Here is a 17,925-nt window from a genome sequence, read left to right on the forward strand (position 1 = left end):
AGGGTGTTGCTGGCTTACAGTTTGATCAGCACGGATTTCAATTCGGTGTAGTGCTCGATGGCGGCATAGCCCATCTCCCGGCCGACCCCGGACATTTTGTAGCCACCGAAAGGCAGCGCTGGATCGAGCGCGCTGTGGCAATTGACCCACACCGAGCCGGACTTGATCCGGGGGATCATCCGGTGCACGGCGGCCAGGTCGTTTGACCAGACGCTGGCGCCCAGCCCGTAGGGACTGTCGTTGGCCAGACGCAGGGCATCGGCTTCGTCGTCGAAGGGAATCGCCACCAGCACCGGCCCGAAAATTTCTTCCTGAACCAGCGGGTTTTTCTGATCGACACCGACGATCACGGTGGGCTTGACGAAGAATCCCGGCCCGAACTGTTCGCCGCCACAGGCGATGGTCGCGCCGCCCTCACGGCCCATCTCGATGTAGCGAGACACCCGCTCTTGTTGCCGGGCCGAGATCAAGGGGCCCATGTCCACGCTAGGGTCCAGGCCGTTGCCAAGCTTCATCGCATTGGCGATATCCGAGATGTCGGCGACCACGTTATCGAAGTGCTTGCGCTGCACATACAGCCGCGAACCGGCGCAGCAAACTTGGCCCTGATTGAAGAAGATGGCGCTTGCAGCCCCGGCGGCGGCAGCCGCGAGGTCCGCATCGCCCATGACGATGGTCGGTGACTTACCGCCCAGTTCCAGGGTGACACGGGTCATCGAGTCCATCGCGATCTTGCCGATCTGCTTGCCGACGGCGGTAGAGCCGGTGAAGGTCAGCTTGTCGACCAGCGGATTGTGGGTCAGGGCGGAACCGGCCGTGATGCCGGTGCCGGTTACCACGTTGAAGACCCCGGCCGGGTAGCCTGCTTCGAGTGCCAATTCCGCGAGTTTCAGTGCGCTCATGGGCGTTTCGTCAGCAGGCTTGAGCACCACGGTGCAGCCCGTCGCCAAGGCCGGGCCGAGCTTCCAGCACGCCAACAGCAGCGGGAAGTTCCAGGCAACGATAGCGCCCACCACCCCCACGGCCTCACGGCGGATAAAGCTGTGAAACTGATCGTTGGGCATCAAGGGCATCGAAACTTCGACGCTGGAACCTTCGATCTTGGTTGCCCAACCGGCCATGTAGCGCAGGAAGTCGATGGACAGCTGCACATCCATGACCCGCGCCACCGCAGCACTCTTGCCATTGTTCAGGCATTCGAGCTGGGCCAGCACCTCGGCATCGCGCTCCAGCAGGTCGGCGAGTTTCCACAACAGGTTCTGCCGCTCACGGGGCCGGGCCCGGCTCCAGGCCGAGTCATCAAACGCGTGGCGAGCCGCGAGTACCGCGTGATCGACATCGTCCGGCGTCGCGCAGGGCACAGTGCAGAGCACTTCACCGCTGGCGGGGTTATGCAAGGTCATGACGTTGCCGTCGGCGGCCTCGACCCACTCGCCGTTGATCAGCATGCGGGGCGCGCGTTTTATGAAGGCAACAGTGGCGGGGAGCAGGGATGAATGGCTCAGCATAGGAGTGACCTCTTGTTATTCGAGTGGATGCGAGGTCTTTCGCAACGGCTGTGCCAAGTCGACTTGAAGGGTTAACTGATTGATTTAAATAATTATTATTTGATCGGTTGAAAACGGTGGGCAGTTTGAGTGTCGCAAACTGCGACAGGTGATTAAATTTAAGACCCTGATTTTACGGCGCTTCAGGTTCCTCTGTAGTGGTCAACTGATACTGGACACAGTTTTAAGTTTTTCTTCGGTTTTCGCCGGGGCCAGATCTGGCGGGTATTTTCGCCTAAATGGGGGTGACCATAGATTTCATTAGACCACTGCAGTCAGGGGTGACGGCATATTCCAGGACGTGTTCGGAGTTTCGCTCGCACGAGCTTTTTTAAGGCGATATTTCAATGCTAGTCAAGTCTTCGTTACTGGGCGAGAACATTACTGATTGCATTAACCGCCAATTGAGAGCCTTTGGCATTCAAGTGATTGTAGTCCATGTAATAGGAATGGGTGTCGCCTATCAGGCACACCTGTTTTTGACAGAAAATATTGTCCAACGTGACCAGTCTTATTTTATTTTGCTCGCTGTCTAGCTCGAAAAGATGACGAGTGAATTGCTGAAATTGGTTGTGTTTTGACAGGGGTACGGACAGTTCGCCTACCCTCTGCAGTATGTTCTCGTCGCTCGATCCTGTTCCGCGGGCGAGTTGGTAATAAAGGCTTTTCGGGTCGACCATCTGCTGCGGAACCTGAGCCACTATGTAAAGATGAGTGCCAAGTGCCTGGTAAGCCTCGACGGTTTTATTCAGGGCCTTCTCAAACACAGCCCTTGATGCTTCTTTGGTTTTTTCCTGGGTGTCTTGGGACACAAGAAAGTAGCTGCTCTTTTTCCACTTGTCGTAATCGCCATCCGTATAAAGCGTCCAGCGTGAGACAAGAATTACTGTCTTGATGCCGTTCATTTTTACATAGTCATATTCGCGTCTCGCGAGGGCTTCGCACACGCCCACAACATAATTGCCAGCAAGAACATCCACACCCAAAAGTGGAGGGCAGCCAGCCAGACCGATATGCACGATGGTTTTCCCCCGCGCTTTGCCTGCGGTGTCGAAGGCGGGCAATAGCACTTCTGCGTGGCTGTCGCCAAATACAGCAACCTCTGGGGTAGCGTTTTTGTCGACCGCCCCAAATAAGCAGAAATCGATATTCCAACCGTTGCCATCGTAATTTTTATCGCAGGGAAAGCGTATTTTTGTGTAGGTAAATGATTCCAGCGCTGCCGGATCTAAATCAAACCGGCTGGCGAAACCTTCGTTGATATATCCGGTCAGTCCCACGCCTATGAACATCAGTGAAAAAATGGCCCCCAACGTGAATATCTGATGTCTTTTTATCGAGCTTTTTTTTCGGAAAGCCTGTTCTACAAAACGCCAGCTTAAATAAGCTAATACCAGCGACAATAGGGTGAGCGCAAGCATGACCGTTGAGCTCGGCTCGACCAGGTAGCTCTCGCGCGCGAAGGTGAAAATGGGTTGATGCCATAGGTAGGCGCTGTAACTGATCATCCCGATCAGCACGAAGGCGCGAGTGCTCAGCACCCGCCCTACCAGGGTATGAGCGTTTGCAAAAATGATAATCAAGGCTGCGCCCATTGTCGGGATCAAGGCATGCAACCCGGGGAATGAGGTGGTACTGTCGAAGTTAAAGATGGCGTAAAGAATTAACGAAGTGCCGAGAATTGTTGCGGCTTGATTAATGGCTTTCGGGCCACTCTCCAGGCGAGGCCGCCAGGAAAAATAAAAGGCGATGAAGGAGCCCACCAATAACTCCCATGCTCGGGCATGCAATAGATAAAAAGATGCGGAGGATTCATGGGTCGCACCGTGTTCAGAAATGGCCAGGCTCATCATTGCACCAATCATCAGAATGGCGACGATCCTTTTTCGACCCAGTCCCCAAGCGGCCATCAGAATCAGTGGAAAGACCAGGTAATACTGCTCTTCCACCGCGAGGGTCCAGGTATGCAGTAACGGTTTCAGCTCAGAGGTCACATCGAAATAACCACTCTCGCGCCAGAACAGCACGTTAGACGAAAATGTCGGCACCGCGATTAAACTCTTGGCAAAAAATTTGAAGTTCAGGGGGTCGAGCCATGCCCAGGCCATGGGCAGGCAAATGAACATAACGACGAATAATGACGGTAATATCCGCCGTGCTCGGCGCTCATAAAAGTTTATCAGCGAAAATTTACCAGCCAGCATCTCGGCCAAAATGATCGACGTAATCAAATACCCAGAAATCACGAAGAACACATCGACACCGATAAAGCCTCCGGAGAATAACTGAAAGCCCGCATGGAAAAGAATAACGGGGACGACCGCCATCGTGCGCAGTCCGTCGATTTCAGGGCGGTAGTTCAAGGCCGGATTGTGAATAGTGCTCATGATGAGTCGACTCTTCCAAGTTGAGTTTAGGTATTAAAACTTGATTCATGCATGAGGACGTTCAGGTCGAGTGCGCGTGCACAAAAAACACGCAGGCAAATGCTACCGCCAGACGCAAAACGCCTAAGGGGGCGGCGAGGATAGCCAGTGCACTGACGCTCCTTCAACGCTGCGTGCCAAAGCCCAATGCGAAGCCCTGATCTACACAGTCATTTGAACGGAATATTAACGTTGCAGTTTTAAAGCGGCGGTGTCGTTTTATTGGGGGGCACGGTAGCTCTCTGCCAGGCCATTTTTCCCAGTGGGTCTGAGGACGCCCAAACGATGATAGCTCAGATTTTCATCATGACTAGCCCGCTCCTTTATCGACAGGGCTAGCTTCTGAATGGTAAGCGGCCAACAAACTCATCAGCGTGGGGGGGTTGTTACCTATGGATACCGTGCTGTTATCGAGAAGGCCTTATCCGGTACCCACTGCCAAAACTGCGACATACTTGAGGTGCCAGCGCGGGCAAGCATCAGGCGCGACTCGGTGGTCAGACGTGCCATGCGAACTATGCTCGTCTCAGAGTGGAACAGTTGTCGCGAAATTAAACGCAGCCAGGGTCAGGCCAGACGTTAACGAAGTTAATAATCAGGTTTAACTGATTGATTTAAATAAGTATTACTAAACTGGCACGCTACGTGTATTGGACATCTCCAACTAAAAGACAAAAAGCACCGTGGGAGGTTCGACGTTGATGAAGAGAAAACTCCGAGCAGGCATGACGAGCGGCTTGCTGGCGATGGCCGCTTGCGTCGCTCTGCATTCGCCTCCAAGCATGGCGGCACGTGATGCCCAAGGCATCCTCAAGGAAACGTGTCAGGGCTGTCACACGCCTGAGGCCGATAATGGCCTGAGCCGTATCAGTCACCAGCGCAAAACGCCGGAAGGCTGGCTGATGAGCATTGCGCGCATGCAGACCATGCATAACCTGCAGATCAGCGACGAAGACCGTCGCACGCTGGTCAAGTACCTTGCCGACACCCAAGGCCTGGCACCCAGCGAGACGGATGGCGTGCGTTATGCGCTCGAACGTCGACTCAATACCGTCGAGCACTTTGATGATCAGTTCAGCCAGATGTGTGGCCGCTGTCACTCAGGCGCCCGCGTTGCGTTGCAACGGCGTCCGGCGGAGGAGTGGGAGCGTCTGGTGAACTTCCACCTGGGGCAATGGCCTTCACTGGAATACCAGGCCCTGGCACGTGACCGTGACTGGTTCGATATTGCCCGCAAAGACATGGTCCCACTGCTGGCCAAGAAGTATCCGCTGGAAAACAAGGCCTGGGCAAACTGGCTGAAAGCCCGGCCGCAGGCAGATGCGCTGGTCGGCGAGTGGAGTTTCAGCGGTCAGTTGCCCGGCAAGGGTGAGTTGTCGGGAACCATGAGCGTCAGCGCCGATGGCAGTGATCAGTTCAAGGTTGCGGTCAAAGGTCAGTACGCGGACGGTAGCCCGTTCAATGGTGACGGCAGCGCCATTCTCTATAACGGTTACGAATGGCGCGGCAACCTGAAAATTGATGGCGTGGCCATGCGTCAGGTGTTTGCCGCCAAAGACGGCGAACTGCAAGGACGGATGTTCGAGACCGCGCATGACGAGCGTGGGCTGGACTTCATTGCGGCCAGGCAGGGTTCCTCTCGTTTGCTCGCGGTGCAACCGGGGTATCTGAAAGCAGGCAGTGAAACCGAGGTCAGCCTGATTGGCAGCGGCCTTAAAGGCACGCCAAGCTTTGGACCCGGGGTTCAGATTGTCGAGGTCCTGGAGCAGACTCCGGAACGCTTGCGGTTCAAGCTCAAGGCGGCAGACAGTGCTAAACCCGGCGTTCGGCAAGTCACGCTGGGCGCACTCAAAGGCGTGACCCTCGCGGTTTATCAACGCATTGACCAGGTCAAGGTCGTGCCTGAGTTCTCAGTGGCGCGCATCGGCGAGAACGGCGGCTCTACGCCGAAGGTGCAGGGCCGCTTCGATGCCGAGGCCTGGGGCAAGGGTACTGACGGCAAGCCGTACCGGATTGGCGTGTTCCCGGCGCAGTGGAAGGTCGAGCCGTTCGACGACCGTGCCAAAGAGGACGAAGACGTCAAGTTCGCCGGCAGCATGCAAGCCGACACCGGTGTGTTCACGCCGGGCGGTGCGGGACCTAACCCCGAGCGCAAAATGTCGACCAATAACGCTGGCAACCTCAAGGTCATCGCGGCCGTGGATGACGCCGGTAAATCGTTGTCTGGTGAAGGCCACATGATCGTCACCGTGCAGCGTTGGAACAATCCACCCATTCCCTGATCCGGTGTCGCGTCTGGCCCCTCAGGCCGGGCAAAACCAAAGGTTGAGGCATTGTTCAGGAATGACCGGGATTCTCCCCACAACGGAGGGTTCCACAGGAGGTTGCAATGGGCGCTATTTTGAATCTGGTCGAACGAAATCTGCATGAAGTGCATGTCGATTCCGACCGCATGCTGTTCCATATTCCCAGCAGTTTCCTGTTTGCCAGCGACGAGCTGACCGGCCGTATCATTGACACCCTGCGTGGCGACGGCTGCTCATCAGAGGATCTGATATCGCAGTTGGCCAACCGCTACGGTGGCGAAGAAGTTACCGAGACCCTGCGTGAGTTGATGGCCCTGGAACTGGTCAGCGATGGTTCGCCTCTGACCCCGGACATCGGCGTCAAACGGGTTGAACGCACGGCGATCAATACCGTGGTCTTGAACGTCAACACCGGCTGCAACCTGAGTTGCACCTATTGTTATAAAGAAGACCTCGACAAGCCTTCGGAAGGCAAAAAGATGGACGTCGCGACAGCGGTGGCGTCGGTTGAAATGTTGCTCAAGGAATCCCCTGACGAAGAACGCTACACGGTGGTGTTCTTTGGCGGTGAGCCGTTGAGCAATCGCAAACTGCTCGAATACATGGTTGATTACTGCGAGAAACGCTTCTCTGAAGCCGGCAAGATGGTCGAGTTTGTAATGACCACTAACGCCACATTGCTGACTGAAGAGATCGTCGACTACCTCAATGCCCATCGCTTCGGTCTGTCGGTCAGCATTGACGGCCCCAAGACCATCCATGACCGCAACCGCATCACCGTCGGCGGGCAGGGTACTTACGACGTGGTTCGACGCAAGGCGCAAATGCTCCTGTCGCGCTACAACAGCCGTCCGGTCGGCGCACGGGTAACCCTGACCAAGGGCGTCACCGACGTCGAGACCATTTGGGATCACTTGTTCAACGAGATGGGCTTCGCCGAAGTCGGCTTCGCCCCGGTGACGTCCGGCGACATCAGCACCTACAACCTGTCCAGCGAGGAACTGATCGAGGTCTTCGCCAGCATGAAGGCCTTGGGTAGACGCTATCTGGAAGCTGCGCTGATTCATCGCAATATCGGGTTCTCCAACCTGCATCAGTTGATCACCGACATTCATGAAGGGCACAAGAAGGCCCTGCCATGCGGCGCAGGCCTGAAAATGCTGGCGGTGGACCATAAGGGCGAGTTGAACCTGTGTCACCGGTTTACCGGCTCAACGCTGCCGACATTCGGCAACGTCCACACCGGGGTCAAGCAGGTGGAGTTGAACGACTTCCTGTCCCAGCGCCTGGACCGTACCAATACGGGTTGTGAAGACTGCCGCATTCGTAACTTGTGCTCGGGCGGCTGCTACCACGAAAGCTATGCCCGTTATGGCGACCCGGCTCATCCGACGTATCACTACTGCGAACTGATGCGCGATTGGGTCGACTTCGGTATCGAAGTCTATACCCGGATCATGGCGGTCAATCCCGCGTTCATTACCAGCTATATCACTCCGCGGAAGGCGCATTGATATGAAACATCTCAAAGCAATCAACAATAAAGCCCTGAAGCTTGAACAGGCCGCGGCAGAGAACCGTATCGAAGAAGTGGTGGCCATGAGTTCGGTCGCCGGTTGCGCCTCGACCACAGACCCAGGTTGGGAAATCGACGCATTTGGTGGTGTGTCGTCGCTCTGCCAACCCATGGAAGCAGACCTCTATGGCTGTTCCGATCCATGTTGGTGGCCCGCCCAGGTGCCCGACATGATGAGTACCTATCCCGACTGGAACAAGGATGCGCAAGCCTCCAACGACAGCTGGCGCAATCTTGGAACAGTGTTCCCGGACGACAAATAAAAAATCGGACAGATGAACATGAGGGATATCAGCATGCTTCGCTCAGGCACCTGCGGCCTTGCCGCTTTCGCCATCCTTGGCACCTGTTCATTATCGGCCCTTGCCGATACGAACCCGACACTCAATCCCGGCCATGAGTACATGGTCGCGACCAACTACCCGAACAATCTGCATGTCATCGACCTGCAGACCGACACCCTGTACAAGACCTGCACCTTGCCGGACGCCTTTGGTCCGGGCACCGTTCAGTTATCGCCGGACCACAAGATTGCGTATGTGCTGAACAACCACTATGCCGATGTCTATGGCGTTGAACTGGACAGTTGCAAGCAGGTGTTCCATGCCAGCATCACCCAGAAATCGGGAGAGAAAGCGCGGTCGATGTTCGCGTTCACGGTCAGTCACGATGGCAAGGAGCTTTACACCGTCGCCAACCCGACATTGATGCTCAAAGACCGCTATGAAGTGCAGCCGCCGCGCCTGGACGTCTACGCCACCGATGCCGGGATGGACGCCAAGCCGGTGCGCAGTTTTCCAGCCCCGCGCCAGCTGACCATCATGCAGAGTGGCGATGATGGCACTTTGTATGTGGCCGGTGCGGACGTCTACAAGGTCAACGTGAAAACCGGCAAGTTCGACGTGTTGATCCCCAGTCGGCACTGGACGCGCCCGTTGTACAGCCCGCCTGACGTGCTGTATGTGTGGAGTCAGCAGACCTATCGGCATGATTTTGCGCTGCTCTACACCACCGCCAAGTTCAAGGACAAGAAAGAGGACCCGGCCACGGCCGACCTGCTTTATGGTTTGTTCAGCGTTGACCTGAAAACCGGCAAGACTGAAACCACGGATTTCGGCCCTTTGACCGAGATCTACTTCAGTGGCATGCGCTCGCCCAAGGATCCGAACCTGATGTACGGCGTGCTCAACCGTCTGGCCAAGTACGACATCAAGCAGAAAAAGCTGATCACAGCAGCCAATCTGGATCACTCCTACTACTGCATTTCCTTCAACAAGGCGGGCAGCAAGATCTACCTGGCCGGCACCTTCAATGATGTAGCGATTTTCGACGCCGACAGCCTGAAGCCGTTGGGCAAAATCAAATTGCCTGGGGGAGACATGGCAATTACCACGGCGCAGATATTCATTCGCTAAACGCTGTCTGATCACGCACCGTTCAAAAAGCCGCAGCCTGGGAAAGGCTGCGGTTTTTTCGTCTCTAATCGGATTAAAGTGCGCACTGTGAAATGTCCCGGAACCTAAGGGTCATGCCTGTACTCCCACTTACACTGATTGAAACCTGGCAGGAGACACTCGACATGAAGATTCTGATGGTGCTTACGTCCCATGACAAACTCGGTGATACGGGCGAGAAAACCGGTTTCTGGCTTGAGGAGTTTGTTGCGCCGTATTACGCGTTTTTAGATGCAGGGGCAACGATCACTGTGGCGTCACCCAAAGGTGGTCAACCACCTCTGGACCCCAAAAGTGACGCCCCGGACGGTCAGACCGAAACGACTGAGCGCTTCAAAAAAGATTCGGCTGCGCAGCAGGTACTGGCCAGTACAGTCAAACTGGCTGATGTGCAGGCCAGTGATTTTGACGCAATTTTCTATCCGGGTGGTCATGGCCCCCTGTGGGACCTTGCCGAAGATCCGAAGTCCATCGCCTTGATCGAGGCGTTCTACAACGCCGGTAAGCCGGTCGGTTCGGTCTGTCACGCGCCGGGTGTACTTCGCCACGCGAAGGTCAATGGCGAGTCGATTGTCAAAGGCAAACGCGTAGCAGGGTTCAGCAACAGCGAAGAGGCGGCTGTCGGTCTGACCCACGTCGTGCCGTTCCTGGTAGAAGATGAACTCAAGCGCCTCGGTGGGCACTATGAAAAAGTCGAGGACTGGCAAGTACTGGCAATCACCGACGGCATGCTGGTGACTGGCCAAAATCCGGCGTCCTCAAGCGCGGCGGCAAAAGAGCTACTGAAACTCCTGGTCTGAAGCCTTCGGCGGCTCCAGCGCCCCGCGATGTGAACATAGTACGTTGCATCGCGTGGGCGAGTTGTTTGGCGTTTGGTCGATGGCATTTGCGTTGAAAAGGAATACGTCGGGTTACCGGTCATCCTGAAGCGGGATCTATTTAGCAACGAGTACGTGTCGACGGAGTCTGAATAGAACACCTCAAAAAAGGCCATTCAAATGGATATGCCTTATCGAACGTTCTCGAATGTTTACCGTGGGCAGGTGATCCATGTGCTGGTTCTTTGCCCCCCTGGCGTCAAGAATATTGTTGATTTCATCATCAAGGTCACGGTGACTCTGCACAAACAAGCGTCCTCGCCGACGATTAATATTTGTGACCGTGGTTACGAGTCATACGATGAAGCCCATCACGCCGGCATCCTTATTGGTCAGGACATGATCGATAACCTTGAACACTGACCTGTTCCAGACTTTCTCTTCTTGCGTTGTATTGATCTCCATCAGAATCGGGCTATTCAGATGCACCCCGGCGTGGGCGATGGGAGTGTTAAACTCCAGCCAATTCACACGCGGGGAAACGGCTGTGCGCAGATTGTCCATAATGGTTGCGGTTTTGATGTTGGCGGGATGCGGTGCAGGCGAGCCGGATAAGCCCGCCAAGACACAGGCACCCGCTGTCGTGCAGGTCGCTGCGCCCCAGTGGGACGTTCTGGTGGCAGAGCCCAAAGCGGTCAGCGACCTGACAGACAGGCTCATCGAGCACGGTTTTCCTTCTTTTGTCGTGGTCCGGGACGGCAAGGAGCGAGTACTGCTGGGACCGTTCAACTCAAGAGCCGAAGCCGAAGAAAAACGCGCCCAACTGGCGATGAAGATGAGCTATGCGGGTTCAGTGGTTGACCATCCGCAGTGAGCCTGTGGACGGCGGCGAATCCGCTGCCGAGCAGCTACAGCGCGACACCCGGCACGGGGTGTGTTATGACCCTCGGTTCGATGTACTGATAAATAATGGAGGGGTTTTATGGACGAAGTACAGCGGTTAGGCGAGTTGTTGAGCGCCAATCAACGCAATGAAGAACACAAGCATCAGCAGTTCCACGCTGATCTGGCACATTGGGAATCGAGCATTCTCAAGCTGTACGAACAGATTGAGGGCTGGATGGCTCCGCTGAAAAACAGCGGGCAGATGGTGTTCGAGTACGAGCCGCACCTTGCGCAAAGCAAGGGTTATCCGGACGAGAATTCGCCATTCCGCACGCAACGGATGACGCTGTCATTCGCGTCCCGTCAGGTGGTATTTGTACCCGATGCCATGGGATCCAAAGGCCAGGTTTCGATTGCTGCGAGCGGCCTCAGTGTGCATGCTCAGGAACAGATCTCCCTGACCCTGGCCCCACCTGCGGAGCAGTGGATGATGAACAAACGCATCGGCGTTAAGGAATCGGAAAACCTTCCGTTCACAGCGGATGGCTTTGCCAAACAGCTACAGACGCTGGTCCCTCAGCACCCGGCTTAATGCAAATGGGTGCTGCCCTCTACGCAGCGCGATCGCGCTGCGTAGGAAGACGGGGCAGAGTCTCCCATCAAGCAGGCTTGTACCCGGTTTCAGATCAAGAACGACGCCCAAGCAGCAAGCCCACTACCAGGCCCAGCCCGGCAGACAGGGCGACGGTCTGCCATGGGTGACCACCGATGTAGTGTTCGGTGGCGTCGACCACGGGTTTGGTGCGCTCACGCACGTTGGAGACTGCATTCAGGGCCTGTTTAAGCTTCAGGCTCAGCTGTGCACGCAGTGTTTCAGCGTCGTCGCCTACCAGTGTGGCGCTGTCTTTGAGCAATTTGTCTGATTCTTCTATCAGCGCCTGCAATTCACTGAATGCCTGATCCTTGATTTGCTCGGCGGCGTTTTGAACGGCGGTTTTACGGGCCATGGTTTCTTCCTTTCAATTGATGACAACAGTGAGCAATGGAGTCTCTGACTGGCGGAAAAGTTGCAGTCTTTTTCGCGTTCATCGGCTAAGTCGACAAACATTACCGGGTCAGAAACTTCCCACAGCAGTGTAAGATACAGTCGATTTTTAGCCACAGGTGATCTGTATGAGCTTCAACCTGGCCAACCGGCCCGTCGCTGAGCGCGCAGCGCTTGAAGATGAAAAATCCAGACTGTTCGATCTCTGGCAAAACAATTTGGGCAAGGCCAAAGGCGATGCTGGCCGACTGGTGGGTGAAAAATCCAAGCGCAAAGGTAAATGGGCCGAATGGGTTCGTTCGGAACTCGACGGCATGTCCCCGCCTGAATACGCGAACATGGTACGCAGTGAAATAAATCGTTTGATGGCGGCCGCCAAGTAGATACCGGCTGAGGCTGCTTCAAAATAGCTCGGCGATTGCGTCCCTGACCTTGATGACTGCGGGGTCTAGCAGGGCGCTGGTGCGCCAGCCGAGTTCGATCGGATAACGCGGCAGGGGCAGCGGGCAGGGCAGCAATGCCAGGCCGGTCAATGTTGCAATGGCCTCGGCGGCGTGGCTGGGCACAGTTGCCAACGCGTTGGTGCCTTTGAGCAGGTAAGGCAGTGCGGCGAAGTGGGTCGTCGAGGCGCACACCTTGCGAGTCAGGCCCAGGTTTGCCAGGCTTTCATCGACGATCCCGATGAAGCCGCCCGACGAGATCAGAATGTGTTCGCGTTCGACAAACGCCTTCAGCGTCAGGTCGTGTTGCCCCTCGCGCAAGCTGGCGGGGTCGACCAGGCACAGATAACCGCCTTCGCCCAACACGTGGCGGCTTAGCAACCGATCAGAAAAACCACCTGATGCAATCGCCAGGTCGATAGTGCGCTCCATCAGCGCGCGGGCGACGATCTGGCTGTGGGTCTGGCGAAATATCAAGCGCAGTTTCGGCGCTCGGGTTTCAATCAGTGCCATTAGCCGTCGCCCCAATGCGATTTCGAAATCATCAGACAAACCGACCGCCACCGAGCGGCCCTCGTAGTCATTCTGCAGGGGGTCGACCATCGCCAGGCTCTGTCGGCATTTATTCAACGCGTCGGTGATCACCGGTTTCAGCTGGTCTGCGCGCAATGTCGGTGCCAGCCCGCGACCCGTGCGGACAAACAGTTGATCGCCATACAGCTCGCGCAGGCGCCGTAGCGCAGCACTGACAGCCGATTGAGTGACCCCCAGGCGCAAGGCCGCGCGACTGGCACTGGCTTCATCGTGCAGGGCTTCGAAGACCTTGAGCAGGTTCAAGTCCATGTTGGCGATATTCATTTGGCTCATATCATTCAGCACTGAAGTGGGCTTTATTCATGATCTGGCGCTCCATGACAATACGCAATACCCCCCGCATCAGGAGTCGCTGAAATGCCCACGTCCATTGTTGCCGCGTTGCAAATAGGTTCGCTGCCGAGCGGCAAGGCCGATACCCTCGCGCAGATACTGTCCTACGAAGACGCCATCGTCGAATCGGGTGCTCGCGTTGTGGTCATGCCCGAAGCGCTGCTGGGCGGCTACCCCAAAGGAGAAGCCTTCGGCACGCAGTTGGGCTATCGATTGCCGGAAGGCCGCGAAGCTTTCGCCCGTTATTTCGCCAACGCCATTGATGTGCCCGGCGCAGAGACGCAAGCGCTTGCCCAGCTGTCGGCCCGCTGTGGTGCCAGTCTGGTGCTCGGTGTGATCGAGCGTGCCGGCAGCACGCTGTACTGCACGGTATTGTTCTTCGAACCGGAAGGTGGACTGGTCGCCAAGCACCGAAAGCTGATGCCCACCGGCACTGAACGGCTGATCTGGGGTAAGGGCGATGGCTCGACCCTGCCGGTGATCGACGCAAAAGCCGGACGTATAGGCGCAGCGGTCTGCTGGGAAAACCACATGCCGTTATTGCGCACGGCCATGTACGCCAAAGGGGTGCAGATATGGTGTGCGCCGACAGTAGACGAGCGGGATATCTGGCAGTGCTCAATGCGCCATATCGCCCACGAAGGCCGTTGTTTCGTGATCAGCGCCTGTCAAGTTCAGGCCTCGCCGCAGGCGTTGGGTATTGAGGTGCAGAACTGGCCCGCTGAACGCCCACTGATCAACGGCGGCAGCGTGATCGTTGGCCCGCTGGGAGAGGTGCTGGCCGGGCCGATGGTGGGTGGAACGGGGCTGTTGACGGCGGAAATTGATACGGACGAACTGGTTCGAGCGCGTTATGACTTCGACGTCGTCGGTCACTATTCACGGCCGGATGTGTTTGAGCTGGTGGTGGATGAGCGGGTCAAGGCCGGCGTGCGCTTTATTAATGAATAATCACCAGTTGCCGTAGACCGACGGAGGCAGGCTCAGGGTGCCGCTGTCGCTGAAACGCATCGTACCAAACAGGCCGCCCGCCAGTTTGCCGTGCAGTACGTAGGGCAGGTTATCCAGGGTCTGGGTTTGTGTCAGCCCCAGCGCCTGACGCAGGGCCGCGAAGGCTGACACACTGACGGGCACCACCAGCACGGTTTCGGAGAAGCCCGGTAGGGAGCCTTGTTGATCGCTGACCCCAGAGGCCAGTTGCCGGTCGTTGATGTCCAGTTGCAGGGCGACACCGTTGTAATTGATCACCTCGGCGTTAGGGTTTTGCAGACGAAGTTTGACCGCAAAGCGCAGTTCCAGATCCTGACCTTGCAGCGGTTCAATCCCGACTACGTTGATGTTTAGCGGGTCGCTGTGAGGGAACAGCGCGCAGGCGCTTATGGCCAGAATCAACAGCGAAGTGAGCAGGGCGCGGATCAGGCGTAACGGCATCAGTGACGCTCCAGTTTGCAAGGCACAATGGCAAGTCGTTGAGCGCGTCCTTTGCAACCTGACGGCTCAACTGTGCGACCGCGCAAGGGGGCAGAGGTTCGTTTTACGCTGGCGGTTCCGAGCCCCGCAACACCTTGAGCTGGCTTTTTGTGCGTCGGCCCCTAAGATGACCGGCAGTTAAAGCCGTAAACACCCTGGAGTGCCCAGGAACGGCTCGCAGGGACAGGCAATCATTCATGTCGGAAAAAGATACCATCTCCATGCAACTGGTGCGCGAAGCGCTGTTGCAGAGTTGCGCGCCCGGTGCGGCCACCGATGAGGTGTTGAGCAAGGTCGGGATTGCACCCGCGTTGCTTGGACAAGCCAATGCTCGGGTCCCGGCGACGGCGTATGCACGGTTGTGGCGCTTGCTGGCGCGGCGTCTGGATGATGAGTTTTTCGGTATGGACCCACGGCGCCTGAAGTCGGGCAGTCTTGAGTTTCTGTGTCGCTCGTCCATGGCTCAGTTGACGGTGGCGGCGGGGCTGGAGTCGGGCTTGAGCTTTCTGTCCTTGATGTTGGAGGACTTGCAGGCGGGATTGGTGCGCCAGCAGAGCCTCGCGGAAATTGTCCTGGACGAGCACGACGGGCCACCGAAGCGGGCGTTTACGTATTTCACCTACTGGATGATCGTCCACGGCGTTGCCTGTTGGCTGGCGGGGCGACGGATTCCTATTCTGGCCATTGAGTTGCGCTGTGCGGAACCGGACTTCTGCGAAGATTACAATGTGATGTTTTCCGAAAACCTGCGCTTTGACCGGCCCAGGACTCGGATGATTTTCGCAGCTGACTGCCTGGACCTGCCGATTAAACGCAGTGCCGAAGAGCTCAAGCGATTCTTGGCCCGCGCCCCGGCCAATATCCTGGTGAAATACCGCGACCCGGAAAGCTTCGCCAGCCGGATCAAAAACGATTTGCGCCTGCTGCCCGCCGAGCGCTGGCCGGAAACCGAGACCCTGGCCCAGACGTTGTGCATGTCGGCATCGACCCTGCGGCGGCGTTTGGCTGAAGAAGGCCAGACCTATCAGGCCATCAAAGACAGTGTGCGCAAGGAGCTGGCGATTGTCTGGCTGGCCGACGCCGAGGTCAGTTTCGCCGAAATCGCCGAGCGTCTGGGGTTTGCTGACACCAGTTCGTTCTACAAGGCGTTTCGCAAATGGTCAGGTTCGAATCCGGGGCATTATCGGAGTTTGATTCTGGGGATGTGAGCCAGGGATGCCAGGCGCACGTCGTCATGCGTTTCGCATTGGCCAAACCAGTCACACAACTTGAAAGCTTTGACCATTGTCCGTGCGCGCCCTCGGGGTGACTATTCTTGCGACTTTTCTTACGGTTCCAAGAATAAAAAACCGAGGATGAAATGCGCGAATACACACACGCTGCCAACACATTCGATTATCAAGCTACTTGCAATACCACGCTCCAGGGCGAGTTGACGGGGCTCAATGCCTGCGTTGAGTGCTGTGATCGTCATGCCTTGCCTGGGCGCATCGCGTTGTTCTGGGAAGGTCGCCAAGGTGCCAGCGCGACGTATACCTTCACTGAACTACAGGAAAAAGCCGGACGTTTCGCCAACTTCCTCAAGGCCCAGGGCGTAAAGCCTGGCGATACCGTCGCCGGCTTATTGCCGCGTACGGTCGAGTTGCTGATCGCGGTGCTGGGCACCTGGCGGGTCGGTGCGGTGTATCAGCCGATGTTCACGGCCTTTGGTCCCAAAGCTATCGAACATCGCCTGCACTGCTCGGGCGCCGCGCTGGTGGTCACTGACGGCGATAACCGTCACAAACTGACGGATGTGCCAAATTGCCCGTTAATCGTCACCGTGGGTGGCGCCAAGGGTGAGGGCATCGTACGGGGTGATTTCAGTTTCTGGGCCGAAGTGGAGCGCCATCCTGCGGCGTGCGAGCCAGTGATACTGCCCGCGGATGCACCGTTCCTGCTGATGTGCACCTCGGGCACTACCGGTCCGGCGAAACCGCTGGCGGTACCCTTGCGGGCAATTGTTGCGTTTCAGGGGTACATGCGCGATGCCATCGACCTGCGCCCGGAAGATGCGTTCTGGAACGTGGCCGACCCGGGTTGGGCTTATGGCCTCTATTACGCCGTCATCGGTCCGTTGGCGTTGGGTCATCCGACAACCTTCTATGATGGTCCGTTTACGGTCCAAAGCACCTGCCAGATCATCCGTAAATACGGGATTACCAACCTCGCGGGCTCACCCACTGCGTTTCGTCTGTTGATCAGTGCCGGTGCCGAATTCGCCAAACCGATCAAGGGCCAGTTGCGCGTGGTGAGCAGCGCCGGGGAACCGCTCAACCCTGAAGTGATCCGCTGGTTTGCCGAAAACCTCGAGGTCACCATTCATGACCATTACGGGCAGACCGAGCTGGGCATGGTGCTGTGCAATCATCACGGCCTGGAACACCCGGTAAGAATGGGCTCGGCAGGCTTTGCGGTGCCGGGGCATCGGATTGTGGTGGTGGGCGAAGACGGTGAAGAACTGCCTGCCGGGCAACCGGGGATTCTCGCTGTTGATCGCGAGCAATCGCCGCTGTGCTGGTTCGACGGTTACAAGGGCATGAAAACCAGCGCTTTCGTTGGCAAGTACTACTTGAGCGGCGACACCGTGGAGTTGAACGATGATGGCAGCATCAGCTTCGTCGGTCGCAGTGATGATGTGATCACGACTTCCGGCTACCGGGTGGGTCCTTTCGATGTCGAAAGCGCGCTGATTGAGCATCCAGCCGTGATGGAGGCGGCGGTCATCGGCAAGCCGGACCCAGAGCGCACAGAGCTGGTCAAAGCCTTTGTCGTGCTGACTCAGCACTACCGCGCCGATCCGCAGCTGGCCGAAGAACTGCGTCTGTATGTCCGCCAGCGTCTGGCCGCGCATGCCTATCCGCGGGAAATCGAGTTCGTCAGCGAGCTGCCCAAAACTCCAAGCGGCAAGCTCCAGCGCTTTATTTTGCGCAATCAGGAAATCGCCAAAGCCCAGGCGGATCAAGCCGCCCCTCATACCGCGTGATTCAAG

General features: G+C 56.9%; 17 protein-coding genes. 12 read left to right on the top strand and 5 right to left on the bottom strand.

Annotation, left to right across the window (positions count from 1 at the left end; all coding sequences use genetic code 11):
• Positions 1 to 14: 14 nt before the first annotated feature.
• Both AC1MEA_RS19735 and AC1MEA_RS19740 read right to left on the bottom strand, forming a co-directional pair.
• Positions 15 to 1,508, bottom strand: a complete 1,494-nt coding sequence (locus AC1MEA_RS19735) for an aldehyde dehydrogenase family protein (protein ID WP_480417138.1) — start codon at positions 1,506 to 1,508, stop codon at positions 15 to 17.
• Positions 1,509 to 1,912: 404 nt separating this feature from the next.
• Entirely contained in the window at positions 1,913 to 3,934 is a 2,022-nt protein-coding gene (locus tag AC1MEA_RS19740; RefSeq protein ID WP_480417139.1) for an acyltransferase family protein, read from the bottom strand.
• Positions 3,935 to 4,674: 740 nt separating this feature from the next.
• Between AC1MEA_RS19740 and peaA the strand changes: the two genes are divergently transcribed.
• The 8 genes from peaA to AC1MEA_RS19780 all read left to right on the top strand — a co-directional run bounded on the left by peaA (position 4,675) and on the right by AC1MEA_RS19780 (position 11,604).
• Complete coding sequence (gene peaA, locus AC1MEA_RS19745) at positions 4,675 to 6,255, top strand: quinohemoprotein amine dehydrogenase subunit alpha (protein WP_480417140.1); 1,581 nt, start codon at positions 4,675 to 4,677, stop codon at positions 6,253 to 6,255.
• Positions 6,256 to 6,362: 107 nt separating this feature from the next.
• Positions 6,363 to 7,793 carry a quinohemoprotein amine dehydrogenase maturation protein gene (peaB, locus tag AC1MEA_RS19750; RefSeq protein ID WP_480417141.1) on the top strand — a complete coding sequence of 477 codons (1,431 nt, stop codon included), beginning with the start codon at positions 6,363 to 6,365 and terminating at the stop codon, positions 7,791 to 7,793.
• Position 7,794: 1 nt separating this feature from the next.
• Positions 7,795 to 8,118, top strand: a complete 324-nt coding sequence (gene qhpC / locus AC1MEA_RS19755; protein ID WP_219059831.1) for a quinohemoprotein amine dehydrogenase subunit gamma — start codon at positions 7,795 to 7,797, stop codon at positions 8,116 to 8,118.
• A 33-nt stretch (positions 8,119 to 8,151) separates the two neighbouring features.
• Positions 8,152 to 9,270, top strand: coding sequence for a quinohemoprotein amine dehydrogenase subunit beta (peaD, locus tag AC1MEA_RS19760; RefSeq protein ID WP_219059830.1), 1,119 nt, complete (start codon positions 8,152 to 8,154; stop codon positions 9,268 to 9,270).
• A gap of 164 nt (positions 9,271 to 9,434) precedes the next feature.
• Positions 9,435 to 10,109: a type 1 glutamine amidotransferase domain-containing protein gene (locus AC1MEA_RS19765; protein ID WP_480417142.1), complete on the top strand. Its 675-nt coding sequence runs from the start codon at positions 9,435 to 9,437 to the stop codon at positions 10,107 to 10,109.
• Positions 10,110 to 10,307: 198 nt separating this feature from the next.
• Positions 10,308 to 10,550 (top strand): hypothetical protein, encoded by a 243-nt coding sequence (locus AC1MEA_RS19770; RefSeq protein ID WP_219059828.1) that lies wholly within the window; start codon positions 10,308 to 10,310, stop codon positions 10,548 to 10,550.
• 124 nt (positions 10,551 to 10,674) lie between these two features.
• Positions 10,675 to 11,001 carry an SPOR domain-containing protein gene (locus AC1MEA_RS19775; protein ID WP_219059827.1) on the top strand — a complete coding sequence of 109 codons (327 nt, stop codon included), beginning with the start codon at positions 10,675 to 10,677 and terminating at the stop codon, positions 10,999 to 11,001.
• A gap of 108 nt (positions 11,002 to 11,109) precedes the next feature.
• Positions 11,110 to 11,604, top strand: coding sequence for a hypothetical protein (locus AC1MEA_RS19780; RefSeq protein ID WP_219059826.1), 495 nt, complete (start codon positions 11,110 to 11,112; stop codon positions 11,602 to 11,604).
• A gap of 94 nt (positions 11,605 to 11,698) precedes the next feature.
• Here the strand turns inward: AC1MEA_RS19780 and AC1MEA_RS19785 are convergent, their stop codons facing one another.
• Entirely contained in the window at positions 11,699 to 12,019 is a 321-nt protein-coding gene (locus tag AC1MEA_RS19785) for an ElaB/YgaM/YqjD family protein (RefSeq protein WP_219059825.1), read from the bottom strand.
• A gap of 166 nt (positions 12,020 to 12,185) precedes the next feature.
• On the opposite strand from AC1MEA_RS19785, the gene AC1MEA_RS19790 reads away from it, so the two are divergent.
• Complete coding sequence (locus tag AC1MEA_RS19790; RefSeq protein WP_219059824.1) at positions 12,186 to 12,440, top strand: hypothetical protein; 255 nt, start codon at positions 12,186 to 12,188, stop codon at positions 12,438 to 12,440.
• Positions 12,441 to 12,458: 18 nt separating this feature from the next.
• Here the strand turns inward: AC1MEA_RS19790 and AC1MEA_RS19795 are convergent, their stop codons facing one another.
• Complete coding sequence (locus AC1MEA_RS19795; protein WP_480417143.1) at positions 12,459 to 13,364, bottom strand: LysR substrate-binding domain-containing protein; 906 nt, start codon at positions 13,362 to 13,364, stop codon at positions 12,459 to 12,461.
• 84 nt (positions 13,365 to 13,448) lie between these two features.
• On the opposite strand from AC1MEA_RS19795, the gene AC1MEA_RS19800 reads away from it, so the two are divergent.
• Positions 13,449 to 14,375 (top strand): carbon-nitrogen hydrolase family protein, encoded by a 927-nt coding sequence (locus AC1MEA_RS19800; RefSeq protein ID WP_480417144.1) that lies wholly within the window; start codon positions 13,449 to 13,451, stop codon positions 14,373 to 14,375.
• Here AC1MEA_RS19800 and AC1MEA_RS19805 read toward each other — a convergent pair whose 3' ends face one another.
• Complete coding sequence (locus AC1MEA_RS19805) at positions 14,376 to 14,855, bottom strand: LEA/WHy family protein (protein ID WP_480417145.1); 480 nt, start codon at positions 14,853 to 14,855, stop codon at positions 14,376 to 14,378.
• Positions 14,856 to 15,091: 236 nt separating this feature from the next.
• On the opposite strand from AC1MEA_RS19805, the gene AC1MEA_RS19810 reads away from it, so the two are divergent.
• Together AC1MEA_RS19810 and AC1MEA_RS19815 are read left to right on the top strand one after the other, a co-directional pair.
• Positions 15,092 to 16,102: an AraC family transcriptional regulator gene (locus tag AC1MEA_RS19810; RefSeq protein WP_219059820.1), complete on the top strand. Its 1,011-nt coding sequence runs from the start codon at positions 15,092 to 15,094 to the stop codon at positions 16,100 to 16,102.
• A 152-nt stretch (positions 16,103 to 16,254) separates the two neighbouring features.
• Entirely contained in the window at positions 16,255 to 17,919 is a 1,665-nt protein-coding gene (locus tag AC1MEA_RS19815; protein ID WP_480417146.1) for an AMP-binding protein, read from the top strand.
• Positions 17,920 to 17,925: the final 6 nt, after the last annotated feature.

It is taken from the genome of Pseudomonas sp. ASL8 (genome assembly GCF_056680355.1).